The 14,543-nt window shown below is 53.2% G+C and carries 11 protein-coding genes; all 11 read right to left on the bottom strand.

The window, feature by feature from the left end; translation table 11 throughout:
- Window positions 1–15: 15 nt before the first annotated feature.
- A complete protein-coding gene (locus tag Q8N00_07920; GenBank protein MDP2382719.1) occupies window positions 16–1,152 on the bottom strand; it encodes a GNAT family N-acetyltransferase in 1,137 nt (378 codons plus the stop codon).
- The gene (locus Q8N00_07915) at window positions 1,153–2,241 is read right to left on the bottom strand and encodes a glycosyltransferase family 2 protein (protein MDP2382718.1); all 1,089 of its coding nucleotides are present in this window, start codon (window positions 2,239–2,241) and stop codon (window positions 1,153–1,155) included. It lies immediately after the preceding gene.
- Window positions 2,238–4,538: a GNAT family N-acetyltransferase gene (locus Q8N00_07910; GenBank protein ID MDP2382717.1), complete on the bottom strand. Its 2,301-nt coding sequence runs from the start codon at window positions 4,536–4,538 to the stop codon at window positions 2,238–2,240. Before Q8N00_07910 ends, Q8N00_07915 begins: the two co-directional genes overlap by 4 nt.
- Before the next feature lie 62 nt (window positions 4,539–4,600).
- Entirely contained in the window at window positions 4,601–5,629 is a 1,029-nt protein-coding gene (locus Q8N00_07905; GenBank protein MDP2382716.1) for a FemAB family PEP-CTERM system-associated protein, read from the bottom strand.
- A gap of 35 nt (window positions 5,630–5,664) precedes the next feature.
- Window positions 5,665–6,312 (bottom strand): hypothetical protein, encoded by a 648-nt coding sequence (locus Q8N00_07900; protein ID MDP2382715.1) that lies wholly within the window; start codon window positions 6,310–6,312, stop codon window positions 5,665–5,667.
- A 356-nt stretch (window positions 6,313–6,668) separates the two neighbouring features.
- A complete protein-coding gene (nadE, locus tag Q8N00_07895) occupies window positions 6,669–7,670 on the bottom strand; it encodes an NAD(+) synthase (protein ID MDP2382714.1) in 1,002 nt (333 codons plus the stop codon).
- A gap of 152 nt (window positions 7,671–7,822) precedes the next feature.
- Complete coding sequence (locus Q8N00_07890; protein MDP2382713.1) at window positions 7,823–9,331, bottom strand: class I adenylate-forming enzyme family protein; 1,509 nt, start codon at window positions 9,329–9,331, stop codon at window positions 7,823–7,825.
- A gap of 246 nt (window positions 9,332–9,577) precedes the next feature.
- On the bottom strand, window positions 9,578–9,826 hold the full coding sequence (locus Q8N00_07885) for an acyl carrier protein (GenBank protein MDP2382712.1): 249 nt from the start codon (window positions 9,824–9,826) through the stop codon (window positions 9,578–9,580).
- Window position 9,827: 1 nt separating this feature from the next.
- Entirely contained in the window at window positions 9,828–11,765 is a 1,938-nt protein-coding gene (gene asnB, locus Q8N00_07880; GenBank protein ID MDP2382711.1) for an asparagine synthase (glutamine-hydrolyzing), read from the bottom strand.
- A gap of 791 nt (window positions 11,766–12,556) precedes the next feature.
- Complete coding sequence (locus Q8N00_07875) at window positions 12,557–13,489, bottom strand: DUF3473 domain-containing protein (GenBank protein MDP2382710.1); 933 nt, start codon at window positions 13,487–13,489, stop codon at window positions 12,557–12,559.
- A 5-nt stretch (window positions 13,490–13,494) separates the two neighbouring features.
- On the bottom strand, window positions 13,495–14,541 hold the full coding sequence (locus tag Q8N00_07870; protein MDP2382709.1) for a TIGR03013 family PEP-CTERM/XrtA system glycosyltransferase: 1,047 nt from the start codon (window positions 14,539–14,541) through the stop codon (window positions 13,495–13,497).
- Between the last annotated feature and the right edge of the window lie 2 nt (window positions 14,542–14,543).

Genomic DNA, 14,543 nt, shown 5'->3' with positions numbered 1-14,543 from the left:
AGGAAGCACCCAATTCTACGAAAGCCGAGATTTGGAATCCCGTGGGTTAACGTACTGTACCTGATGGCAATCACTCTCTCGAAGAAACGCTCTGGCTCTTCGATACACACGGCACGCAAAACCCTTTGCCGAAGGGGCAAACAGGGTAAGAGACCGATGCCAGCGCATCTCGTCGGTCCACTGACTCTCCCATTCATACGGCTCAGCAGGAAAGTCAAACTGCCTCACTCCCCGGCCGATAAGCTCTTCGACAAGCTTGGCCCTAAGAAACGTAGAAGGGCTCAGCGGCCGCTCTGCGTAGTCATAACTCGTCTTTAAATAAAAATATGTATCGTTCACGATGAGCCCAAGATTGTAGGCAATCGGCCGATCGTCGAGAAAGAGAAACCCTAGATGAAGCCAATTCCGTTGGAATGTCCGTTCACAGAGATACCGATAGAAGACTGTTTGGCGAGACACGGCAGCAATGGAAGTGCCATGGGCCTGTTTCCACGATCGATGCTCGATGGAAAGGAGCACCTGATACGCTTCATCGATGTCAGTAAAATCTCCCTGATTCCGAATTTCTAGACGCCCTTGACTCATCAGTTTTCGCTCGGTTCGTTTCAGGGCATTCCGGAAACTGCTCGAGCGCCGCCGGAGATATCCCTCGAACGTTTGATCCAGCCTTAAAAAAAAAGACGGTTGCGCACTCGTGAACTCGAAGGCTTTCCGGCGTTGGCGTAAAATTCTGCACCATAACTCGCCAAGCGGTTCCCCCTCCAAAAGCCGTGTCATATTAAACACGTCCCAACGAAGATCCTGACAATAGAGCGCATCAACGAAAGCGGTTAAAACTGATTCTGACACCTCTTCGATCAGCAAATCACTATGCGTGTTTGACAACTCAGATACGGGAAACGCCGTGATAACTGTCTGCCCCAGCTGTTTCATCGGTCGCAACACCAACGGAACAATTCCGATAACGGTGTTGCGACGCCTCAAGACGACAAATACCAGGTCGTCGCTTTCTTGAACGTGAGACTCCATGAGTGCCTCTGTCCATTCGAAGGAGGCCGATGGCTGATTATTGCCATGCTCGACGAGACGATCCCAATCCGCCTTCAACTGGCTGAGCATGGCTCGTCCGCGATGGATTTCAGCCAGGACCATTCATGTCCTCTTCCCGATTCGCAAGATGACCTCCTGCAGCTTCATGGCCACTCGACGAAAAAAACCAGGCAGAAACGTCAGGAGCCAGAACCCCGGTACTGACAGACCGTATCGCCGGCCCTCGACGAAAACTTTCCTCGCTTCCGCTTCATATCCGGGATAACACATGAACGCGACGCCAAGGGCGCGATGAAGATTCCCCATGGTGGCATCAACCATGATCTTATTCTCTCGGTAATAGGCAGCATCCTGAACCGCATGCCGCTCCACGATCTGGAGCAATTGCCGCTGTTTGTTGATGAAGACGACAGGTCCATCTTCCCGCTTTGTCGTGGAGATTTGCCCATCATGATAGCGAAGCTGATAGGTCGGGACATCGACGAATGCGATTCGATTGTGCTTGGCAATTCGCAGCACCAAATCGTACCCGTCAAACAGGGAGAGGCCTTCATCGTGATACCCAACCGAATCAAGCACGCTGCGACGAACCAGTACCGAATTGGTGAACACGAATAGAACCCTGAGGTAGTGATTGAAAATATGTCCGAAATGGATCCTCCGGTCCGACCACGGAAGACAGTCGATCCCGGCCGCCTTCAATGACAACGATGTATCGAAGTACTGATCGTAGGTTTCACCGTTTCGAAATGCAGGAGCGTGATACGTTTTCAGATGAAACTCCTCCGTGATACCGTCACCGAACCCCGAGAACTCCGAATACACCAAGCCGACATCGGGAAACTGATCCAGAATCTGCACCTGCAACGCAAGCTTATGCGGAAGATACCGATCGTCGGAATCCAGGAACGCCACATATCTCCCCTTGGCGGCTTTCATCCCCGCATTTCTTGCATGCGGCGCCCCTCCATGATTTGTCCTAACAATCGAGATTTTCTTCCGATACGGCTCAAGGCGTTGAAGCGTATCATCCGTTGATCCATCATCGACGACGATCACTTCGACATTCTGACAGGTCTGGGCAAGCACACTTTCAATGGCCTCAATGAGGAGCGGGCCACGGTTGTATGTCGGGACGATCACACTCACATCCACTGGTGATGTGGGCACGGCAGGCCGGTTGATACTCACGGCATCCCCCTCACCACGGACAAGAGCTTTCGCTTCCAGCATTCCAGGCGGAACCGACCTGAACCTCGAAAAATCTTCAGGCTCACCGTCTTTCGCGTGCTGTTGGCAAAACGGCTCTTGAACGGCTCGTCTCCAATCGTGAAATCAAACTCCCGCCGTTGCTGCTCAATCGCATATCCGAGCAAATGCCGAAGCAGGACAAGGCCGGGCGAATGTTTCGCATACGTCACATCAAACGAGGGCTTGTACCACAGCAATGTGCCGTTATAGTTAAACCCATAATGGAGGGCCAAAGGCTGTCCATTAAACTCGACAACTGAAAGCAGAAGCCATTCCTTGTCAGCCATGGCAACGGCGAGTTCCCGGTAAAATATTCGATTGCGCTCCTTGAGAAATAAACTCGGACTCTTGCTGTCTGCCCATCGCGCGACGTGCTGCTCAAAGAACCCAGTAAGATACGGAATGACGGCCGTTCCAGTCAGGTCCTTGAACGCAAGGGATCCATTTCGCTCAAAATAATGTTGTCGTCTACGCAACCCTGCCTTGTTGAATATCTTACGCGCTTCATCCTCGTGTCCTCTAATCAGCAGCCTGTGGCATTGAAAATGGTCTTGCACCAAGATGCGCTGTCCTGTGCGCTGGCAAATGGCCCGAACCAGCTCGATGGTTGACGATTCGCTTGGGATATTATTCAGCTCGATCACATCCCAGCGTTCGCGCATCGCAAAGATCACGTCAAAAATTTCCTCTAACACCTTCGATTTGTCACTCACCGCAAGAAAATCACAATAGTCGGCCTTTCCATCTCCGAGAAAACGGACCACTCGTGCTCCCATAATTCCCGTTTGGACTACGAAGGGAGCAATCCCCACCACGCCTGAAGGGTCCGCCACAGAAACGAACATCTGCTCATACTGGCCTCCGAACGCCTTGAGCCAACATTTCGTCCATTGATACGTCTGAAATACCGTATTGGTCTCGTTCCCAGCAATCAAGGCATTCCACTTTTCTTCGTCAAGTCCTATGGCGTCAATCGACGATTGAACTTGCGCCTGCAGCGGCGCGGTCATCCGGCTGCCATGGCGATCTTGCAACAAGCTGGCAACCACCTTCACCATCCGTTCGTGGTCCTGCAACGTCACATATCCATGTGTCGGAAGGGTCACGATACGACGGGCAACCTCTCGTCCTCCCACGACTTCCCGTTCACCATTTCGAATATGGTCTCGTAATTCCGGCACATCGCTGATCGCAGTCGGATACGAAGCGGTCGCGCCGATTCCGTTTGCGCACAGGGCTGCCACCACCGCATCTCGATATCGAGGATGAATCAGCACTGGGAAACGGAGACAGGCAGGAATGGCCCGTGGATCTGGCACAACCGGCTCGAGGTACGTCCCCCATGGGAGGTCACGCATCAATCGACCGGCATTCTCGATGCGCCGAGCGTTGATTGCATCCAGGCGAGCGAAGAAACGGCGGCCCATCGGCGCCATCCATCCATCGTACTGCGCCAGCGGATAATCGATTCGACAGGCAGTGGTCCCCAGGCCCAGAAACGGAAGCATATTGGGCAACCAATATCGCCGAGGGTGCAACAACGCCGCATACACCAGGAGCTTCGCAATATGGATCAGCGATTCACCCGGTGTGCACTTCGGCAAGCTACACACTTGATCGTGAATCGCCGCCGCCACCCGCTCTGAATTTGTTACGAGAATCCCGCCGTCGATCGAGGTAATGTTCTTGCCTTTATCAAGGCTGTAGAGGCCCACGTCGCCCCAGGTCCCAGATGATTGACCGTCGATCGATCCCCCGAGACACTGAGCCGCATCGTCCACGACAAATACGCCGCGCCCCTTTGCCCATCGTGTGATCGCCGGAAGGTCGCTTGGCAAGCCATAGAGGTTGGTGGCGACGACCGCCAGCACCCGCGATTCGTCGATCGCCTCGAGCGCACCAGGCGCAAAATCCAGCGTGGCCGGATCGACATCGGCAAGACGTACTTTCAGTCCAGCCTTGACCACCGACGCCGCAACCGAGAAACAGGTGTACGACGGAATGACCACTTCATCCCGTCGCGCGCTATCCAGCGTTTTCAGGGCGAGAAGCGCGAGCGTCAACGCCGCGCGTCCGGTTGAGACAAACGCGCAGTAGCGGACGCCGAAACGCGCACGAATCTCTTCCTCGAATCGTACGAGTGTATCGTCATCCGTCAGCACATGCCGGGCCCACCACGCGATGTCGGCGATGCCCATCGGCGTTCCAGCTGGTGGTATGAATCGAAGCGCCGACATCTGTCAACCCCATCTCTCAGGAAAGAACCGCCTCGCACCCCGTCAAATATTCAATGCCGCACTCACGGAATCTCTCTCGCCACCAACGGTCCGAGCATGCTGGTGATCGGCATGGGGAGCATTCGCCACACCCGCATAGCCAATTGAAACTTTGGGTTACCCACATTCAGCTGAGGCATCGGACGACCGTCACGGACAATGTACTGCCAGTACAGTTGCGTAGGATACGTATTCCACTTTTTCTTGAATGTCTCCCCTCCCGAATCGACCGTCGACCGTCCAAGGTGGAACAGTTGATACCCTCGCTCACACGAATCCTTAATCATCTCCCAATAGAGCACATAGCTCGATTCGAGCTGGCGATACTCCGGCCGCGTCCCCAACCACATTCCTTCGACCGTACGGCCGAAATACCCGTTGAAGGCAGCAGACACGGGAGCGCCCTCATAGTCCACAACGAAGATCCTCGCTCGTTCTGGAAAGGTCTTCATCACGCACTCAAAGAAACGCTTCTGATAGAGGGGAGTGCCAAGATTCTTCCAACTCTCGCTCAGAATATCGTAAAACGTATCGAGCAACTCAGGGCCACCACACCGAACAGTCAAACCTTGCTTGTAGGCCTGCCGAATATGCTTGCGATGGCCGGTCTTGAACGCATCCCAGATTACGTCAGGATTGTTATCGAGCGTCACCGTGATACTGACCTTGTGTTCGGATGTCTGAAGGTCTCCGTCAAGCTTTCTCGTACTACGGATCTCAAGGTAGTCGACTCGGTGCTGATCGACGAGCTTCCTCGCTTCGTCGAGGAGCCGCAGCTCAACCCCTGGGTCGTCGGAGCAGGGCCCGCCATAATTCAGAAACGGAAGCGAACAGAGAATTTTTCCGAACACTCGGCCTTTCAGATAGACGAGGGGAAACACGCCACGAATCCGTCCCGCATCGACCGCCGCTAAATAAAATGTCTGATGTCCAAAACAAGATTCATTCACCGATTTCCAGCCAAATAAATGGTAGAACGACGCATGCTCCTGACTGCATACAAACTCGTCCCAGGCCTGTGCGTAACTCTCATCACACTGAACAATTTGCATCGCGAATATCCCTCTCGGTCGCTCAAGGTCCTACGTTAGGTCGACTGACAACGCTGTACAGCCGTCAGACATGACAGCAATCGACGGGCCGCACGTTCAGCAGCTGCGTGGTTCAAGTGGCCCCCATCCTCCGTATACTCAGGCACAAGAGTCGGAACCCGATCACCGTGATACTGAAAACAGGAAGGCCTCCCATCGGGATATGTCGCTTCTACTTCGGCAAGATCGAATAGTCGCCCGACACTCCCGTAGGCGCCCCGGAGCAACTGGTTATACGCATGGCGCCTGGCTTGGTCCTCCCGCTCACGATTGACGCATCCAGCTTTCTCACGCAACCAGTGCAGTGCCCCGCCTCCTACACGAATGAGCGGCACCGTCACATGGAGAAAGACGATCTTGGGGTATCTCTCCCCGAGCGAGGCCATCGTACGCTGATAATTCAAAAACACGGTACCGATATCGGTATTGGCAGTAATATCCACGTAACAGAGCTTAAAGAAGGCAACGTCCACCCGCTCCCCCACCCCTGATTCAAGCACCCGTGCAAAGGCCTGGCATTTTGAGAGCGGGTCGCGGTTCTGCCCTACTCGGAAATGGGCAAACACGGGACGTTGCAGCGCCTCGGCATCGTTAGCTTCAATCACCTCAAGATGATTGCCGGTCAGCGCCGAAAGCGCCTTCATGATGTCCGCTCCAACCGATTGATGGCCGAAACAGACTCTCATCCGCGCGAGCCCATCCCAAGAGTGCGTTAGGGATCGGTCAGACTGCAGCGCCATCTCCCGTATCACCTGCCATTCCAGTTTTGCAATTCAGCCGGCCGAAGCAGAACGATATCCATCAAGGGTGCGGGCTTTGACGCATACACTGTGATCATCGCCAAAGCCCGCTCCTTCCCCTACTGGCCATCAAGGCGAGAGCGAACGCTCGTGACATCTGTCCCCAAGGGTGAGGCTGTGGTTCGAACTGAAACAGTCTTTTCAACGGTCCCAAACCTGAAACGCACCGGCCTCAGCCACAAGCCATGTCCCACAAAAACCTAGGAGGGTTTCCCAACGTCGCCGACCGCTTCAATCAATAACGGCTCCATATGTAGATATCGCGCAACGGCACGCTTCGCATCGATGTCGCGATAGACCCGATCAACCTGCGCAGCCGTCAACCCTGCCGCCACGGCCACGGCCGCTGCCGGAATCTGCCGGTCCTTTGCGTAGAGACAGAGATCCATCTTGTCGTAGGGCAGAGAGAAATAGAATTCCTCTTGGGATTGTGCCAATGAATAGGTGTCGGTTGTCGGAGGACGGTTCAGGATTTCTTCTGGAACCCCGAGGAATCGAGCAATCTGGTACACCTGCGACTTATATAAATGCGCGATGGGCTTGATATCTGCGGAGCCATCTCCATTTTTCACGAAAAATCCCTGGTCGTATTCGAGACGATTGGGCGTTCCTCCAACCGCATAGAGGAAGCGGTCGGCGTAGTAGTACTCCATCATCTTTCTTGTCCGCTGCTTGAAATTCGTCGCGGCAACAAGCGCCAAAAATGCATCGGCCGTGAGCCGCACCTTCGTCTGCTTGCCCTCGGGATCCTGAACCACCACATACGAGATCCTGAACTCCGAACTATCGAGAGAGGAGAGCACCAGCTTGGATTTATACCCTGCATGGTATTGCGGGACGACAGCCTTGATCGCCTCGTCACGTCGCCGATAACATTCAGCCCCCTGTAGAATGCCGGAGATATCTTCTTTGAACGTTCGAATCCCAAGCTTTTTGGCCAGTAGCTGCCCCAAGCGCAGGCTATCGTCTGAAGAATCCGATTCAGGCATGAATATGCCCACCACGCGATCGGCCCCCAAGGCATGAACCGAAAGGGCGGCGACCGCGCTGCTGTCGATGCCTCCGGAGAGTCCGACCACCACTCCTTTTCGCTTGAGCTGTTTGAACACGCCTTCCCGCATGAACACACCAATTCGGTCTGCCTCTTTGCTGACATCAAGCTTCAACTGATCCGCCGAGAATAGCCCTGACTCTTGCTTCATCGTCACCCTCCTCCCAACATTCTGTTGTCATCCAGTGCAGACATCTACCCACTGCAGCAGGGACTCGACGTCATGCCATTTTTCGATCCCTCACAAATCTCTTTCGTCACAGAGTCCAATGAAAGGCTCGCGGCTCGCGCGACGGATACGAGCTAGGACGTAACAGGCGCCGATGATTGAACTGCGCGCAAGCTGATTTCGCGAAGATTCTGCCTCAACACCTTACCGGAAGGCGACTTGGGCAACGCATCAACCACAATAATCGATTTGGGCCGTTTGTATTGCACTAACCCCTGAGCACAATGCGCGAGAAGCTCTTGGTCGGTTGCACAGCCTGCGGATTTCAGTGTGACGACCGCGCAAATTTTCTGCCCTAAAATCGGATCGTCGACGCCGACCACTCCGGCCTCGTGCACTTGAGGATGCTGCAACAGCACCTCTTCAATCTCCACAGGACTGATCCGATAGGCACCGGACTTGATCATCTCGCTATTGCGGCCTTCGATCGTCAGATAGCCATCCTCGTCTAATCGCCCCAGATCACCTGTGCGAAGCCATCCTTCTCGGAGCGTATCAGCCGTCGTATGAGGATCTTGCCAATACCCTTGCATGATATTATCCCCCGAGGCATACACTTCTCCGACTTCTCCGACAGGTGCCTCCGCGCCTCCCTCTTTGACGATCTTCAGGGTCACACCGGGAATTGCGCGGCCGGCAGATCCCTTCTTCACATCCAACAGGTCTGGAGGGAGATAGGTCAACCGTGCGGACGCTTCAGTTTGGCCATACATGATAAACAGACGTGCCTCCAAAAACACCGATCGTACGCGAACCAACAATTCTGACGGCATGGGACCGCCCGCGTGCGTCAAGTACCTCAGTGCTGGGAACGAATATGATTTTAAATTCGAGTGGTTGAGCATGATGGCATAGGTGGTGGCCACGCCGGAAAACCCGGTGATTTTTTCCCGCATCATACTTTCCAGGATCACGTGAGGATAGAGAAAGCTGTTTTCGATTACGAGCGTTCCACCGACAAAGAGGTGCGTGAGCATGACTGAATTGCCATAGGCATACATGAACGGAAGAACGGCCATTGCTGAGTCGTCCGACGTAAGCTGCAGGTACTCAAGAATCGACTTCGTATTGGCCATTAAATTTTGGTGCGTCAGCATCACACCCTTCGGCTGGCCTGTCGACCCGGATGTATAGATAATTTGTGCAAGGTCCGCCTGGCTCGTGATGGTGGACTCTCCGTGACGACAGGCAACGACCTGGTCGTCTCTCACGATAAATCGTAGGCCGACCGAACTCACATCGCCAATGGTCCAATGCTTGACTGCCGAAGAGGCGATCAGTCCGGTTGCACCAACATGGCGAATAATACGAACGACCTCTGCGACCGGAACCTGGGGATGGATGGCCACCACAACACCCCCGGCCTGAAGCACAGCAAGATATGCGGCGATATAGTCAGGCGAATTCTCCATCCAGAGAATCGCCCGATCACCTTCTGTAAATCCGCCTTCGCTTAGCCTGCGCTTCACCGTCGCGACAAGGTCTCGCAATCCTCCATAGGTCCATTGTCGGCCCTTATAGACAACGGCGACCTTGTGAGGCCATGAATCCATCGTTTGAGCAATGACAGTCTCTACGCGCATACCCTACCCTTGCCATTCAATAGACGGAGCTGCAGAGGCCACAACGAACCTGCTGTACCGTCTGCCTCTCTTGCGTGTCCTACCCGCTCTTGGGAGCGACCGACAATGCTTCGACGCGCATTTACGTCGTTCGCATCAATGGGGGTTCGATCGTCATCATCACCATGACTCTTCATGCCCGCAATCGTGTTCTCTGCGCTGGACGACTGCCAGAGAAGCAAAGAAATCCCTCGATTTGCATGACGTTTATATTCGCTTCTTCTCTACGTAGCGAACAATGGCATTGATTGAATCCAGATTCGCCGGAATGAGGTCTTCGTCTTCAACCTTGACTTGGAATTGCTCTTCCAAGAAGGAAACCAGCTCCAAGACCCCCGTCGAATCGATAATACCGGACTCTAGAAATGAAGCATCGCCGCTCAGCGCCACCTCTGTCCGTCCAAACAATAATTTGTCCAGAATATACTTTCGCAGCTCTGTCTCAATCGATGACATGTCACACGCTCCTTGGAAAGTTCTTAATAAACCGGTCGATGACCACCTGAGTCGAGAGGACCCCAACCAACGCCATATTATCCTTCATGCTCACAATCTGACCCTGTCTTGCCTTCTCCAATAGCTTTCCTACCGCCCCTGCATCAAACACACCTCCCTCCTGAATGGCGTGAGGAGCAAGTAGCTCTTCGACATATTCAAATAACTTGCCCTTCTTCCCGTCGGCAAGAAAACTCTGGCTATCAGGCGCACGGTACGGCTGCTTATGTCTGTTTCTGATCGAACGTGGAATCATGTCTCCGATCGCCGCCTTCAACAGATATTTCTCGTTCAAGACTTTCATCTTGAGCTGCGGAGAAAGTCTCGACGCAAATTCCACGACCCGGTAGTCAAGGAAGGGAAACCGGCCCTCAATGGAATGGGCCATCGCCATCCGATCTCCTTGAGATGATAGAATATACCCTGGAAGGAGATGGGCCGCTTCAAGATATTGCGATTGCGAAAAGTGATCCCACTGCCCATATCGGCTTGGCAACAGACCTTCGATCGCCTGCATCGCATCACAGCGCTTAAGACTGTCCGCTGTGGCCGTTGAGTAGAAAAGTTTGATCTTCGATGTCATGTCCCAGCGAGGCAAGTGAGAAAAAAACGGGCTCTCGACGTCCTCTTTTCTCACATGGAAGAATGCACGCAGATAGGCGTCGGACTGGGACTGAATATTTTTCATATAGGGATAGAGGCGCCTCAGAAGCATCGGCCGAAACTTTGAATCTGGGTATTTAGCCCAGAATCGCCGGATCTTCGCTTCCTTGAAGATATCGTACCCTCCCAGGATTTCATCCGAGCCCTCTCCGGTGAGCACAACTTTGTATCCCTGCTCTCGCACCAACTTAGACAACAGAAATAGAGGAGCGGGAGCCGTCCGCAAAACAGGTTTCTCGGTGTGCCAAATCACTTCTGGAAATACTCGACCGATATCCTGGGATGAGCAGAGGACTCCCTGGTGATCGGTCCCGAGAAACTGGCTTGCCTCGTTCTGAAAGCTACTCTCGTCAAACTCTTTATCTTCAAATGCGATGGAGAATGTTTTCAGATGCGTCGTCCCAAGCTTCTTCACCAGTGCCGCAATCACCGTCGAATCAAGCCCACCGCTCAGATAGGCGCCGACTGGCACATCCGCCCGCAAACGAATCCGCACAGCATCGAGAAGCAGCTCAAGCAGGCCCTCTCTCGCCTCCTCTTCCTCTATCAACCCTTTCGACGGGTTGTAGTCGAGGGTCCAATAGGGTTTGATCTGGAGATCGCCATGCTCAAGAATGATTGAATGCCCTGGAGGAAGCTCTGAGACCCCTTCGAAAATTGTTCGAGGTGGAAGGGTGACCCAAAAGGTGAACAATTCATCCAAGGCCTGTCGATCAATGGCTCGAGGCACGGAGGGAACGACCAGCAACGACTTGATTTCAGATCCAAACACAAACCCTTCCGGAGTCTGTGCATAGAAGAGCGGGCGAACCCCTAACCGATCTCGCGAAAGAAATAACCGCTCGCGTCTGGAATCCCAAATGGCAAAGGCCCACTGCCCATTCAGATCATGAACGCACTCTTCGCCCTTCTCTTCATACAGATGCACGATAACTTCTGTATCCGACTGGGTTTGAAACCGATGCCCCTTTTTAATGAGATCTTCACGCAATTCGACATAATTGAAGATTTCACCATTGAAGGTGATCCATACGGTCTTGTCCTCGTTATGCATCGGCTGATGCCCACCGCCAACGTCAATAATACTGAGCCTCGCGTGCGCGAGCCCCACAGGTCCAGACAGGTGAAATCCTGCCGCATCTGGCCCACGATGATTCACCATACTGATCATCCGTTGGAGTACTGACTTTTCAACGGCAGCGCTAGGATGCGTTACAATTCCTGCAATGCCACACATAGAGTTATCTCGAGTTTACTAGAACGACAACTTTACTTTAAAAATCATGAGATCTTGCCCTATCGTCTACTCGAAACCAGCCCTGTCACAGAAACGAGAGGCGCTGAATGAGCTGCCGCGTCCCGGTGCTATAGGCCAGAAACATCTCTCCACGAATTCACACCTCACCCCCTTGGCACACCCTGCGGACTTGCGGCGTGACATTTTAATGGAGCGAGGAGCCCTTGGCGAGTCCCTTTAATAGACTTTCCCATTTAGGGGAACCAGGCGAGAACCCGTCCTGGCTAATCTTACCTGAAAATTTCAGATTGATAACTGAATTCAGATCTAGAACGACCCGCGCTGGCAAGTCAGGGTTTTCAACAAAAGCCTTGCTCGTTGCTGTCGATTCATCTCCAGCTCGAACACTGCTTCTAGCCCATAGAGTGGACCTTCTTGAATACGACCCACATCTCCACAGTAGCGCAGGGAGCTTTGGATCGACAGCCCCGTCTGCCGTCATTCACGGATACTGGCAATGATATCGCGCTGCACAGTGTCCGGCGCAGGCCCACATGCAATACGGTTCTACGCACCTGTGACATACATGACGAGTCTTGACCTCAAGAGACAGGATCTAGCGAAGAGATAGCCTGAAAATAACGGCGTGACGACAGACTGCATCTTTGCCTAAGGTGCTTGTCTTCCTGACCCGTGGACAGAGAACCTCAATCCAGCCTATCAGAGCTCCGGACCCCACTGCATATTCTTGATGCGGTTATATATGCCATATGCCAAGCGCCTGCATAGGCTCAGCGATTGAGAGTCTTCTCCGCAAGGCAGGGAACACCCCCAGCTGCCTCTAACCCAAGAGCTTGCTCTTTATCGGCGCAGGCCACACCAACTGTGTCAACGGCTTCTCGTATCGACGCGAACCTAAAGTCCTTCACCAATTGCTGCAAGCGAGATTCCGTTTTCCGAAGATTCAAGTAATGGCGAAACTTCGACACCAACGATCCTTCCATTCTCGGCTGATCTGGATCAAGCTCCCACGGATGGAAATACATGACGAGTGGCTGCTCCTCAGTAGCGGCACGCGTGAGAAAACTGCGCAAAATCTGATATGGATACAATCGAAAATACCCACCGCCTGCGATCGGAAGACGAATTGGTCCCATTCGTAATGTCGATGGAGGGACTTCCCATAGAGCACCAGCCTGGGTCTCTAAGAGATGGCACCAGGGGTTGGCCCCAGGCATCCCATAGCGATCATGCTGGATGGGAAAGATACTTGAGTCATAGACATACCCTTCCTCAACCAGTATGGGCAGCGCCCACTTCGTTTCCGATGTAATGGTAAAAGACGGGGCCCGGTAGCCGTGGACCGGCCCACCAATTATATTCTCAAGGATGTCTTTGCTGTTGCGAACATCTTCCCGAAATAGACCCGGCGTCTGGGAGGTAATCAATTCATGTCCGAAACCATGAGAGGCGATCTCATGACCATAACTCGCAATAGTCCTCACAAGCTCCGGATGTTTTTGGGCAACCCATCCAAGCACGAAAAATGTTGCATGAACCCCATGAGTCGAGAGGATCGAGAGAATTTTCTCGACATTCCGCTCCACCCGGCTTTCATAATTGTCCCACTGGCGCCTCCTCATCGTCGACCAAAATGCCGCGACTTGGAAATGTTCTTCTACATCAAAGGAGAGCGCATGTACTCGACTTGGTTGTGGCTTCATTGCTCCTAACGGGCCCCTTCCCCAAGCAGAACAACTCTGGCTGTTTCAGTCAATATTCGAAAGTCCAAGGCTAGGGTCATGTTTTTCACGTAATACAAATCGTACTGCAGCTTGGTATGTGCATCCTCAGCAGTCGATCCATAGCGAAATTGCGTCTGTGCCCATCCCGTCACCCCGGGTCGAACGGTATGCCGAATATCATAGTAAGGGATTTTCTTTCTGAGCTCATCGACAAATACCGGTCGCTCAGGACGTGGACCGACCAAGCTCATCTCTCCTCTCAGCACGTTATAGAGCTGTGGCAGTTCATCGATCCGCAACTTCCTGAGTATACGGCCGACTCGGGATATTCGAGGGTCCTGCTTTTCCGCCCATCGTGGGCCACTCTTTTCTGCGTCGCTATACATCGAGCGAAACTTCCAGATCATATACGGCTGACCGCGCAGCCCGACACGCATCTGCCTGTAAAAAACAGGGCCAGGCGAATCCATCTTGATAAGAAGGCCAATCAGAATACATACTGGCAGCAACAGCACCATACCAATGGCCGAAAGCACCACTTCTACCGCCCTTTTCAACCCCATCGTCAAGACTCGCCGCTGAAAGCCTGCGGAGAAGATGAGGGCACTCGGTCGAAGTTGGTCGATTGATAGACGCCCTGACTCCTCCTCATACATTTGATGCCCGTCAATCACCTCGATCCCGATGGTTTTGCAATCGAGCAGGGCTTGAACCGGAAGAACAGACCGTCGATCTTCTACACATACTGCAATAGTATGAACTTGAAACCGTTCAACCACTTCGCAGAGGTTCTCATAGGTACCAATGATCTGGGGATTCCCTAAGTGGGAGCTCACTTGCGAGGGTTCTCGATCGATGAAGCCCACCACGTCCACAGTCATTCGTCGTTTTGTCACAAGGATATGATACACCTCGGAAGCAAGCTGGCCACAACCAAGAATGACCACGCGCCGTTTAAGGCTGTACCGCCTTCGACTAGGAACGGGAATCTCCCTCAAACTGGGAATGATCACAGCAGTAGTTTTCTCCATCT

The organism is Nitrospirota bacterium, assembly GCA_030684575.1.
Classification (GTDB): domain Bacteria; phylum Nitrospirota; class Nitrospiria; order Nitrospirales; family Nitrospiraceae; genus Palsa-1315.
This window is presented reverse-complemented; position numbering and strand designations above follow the sequence as displayed.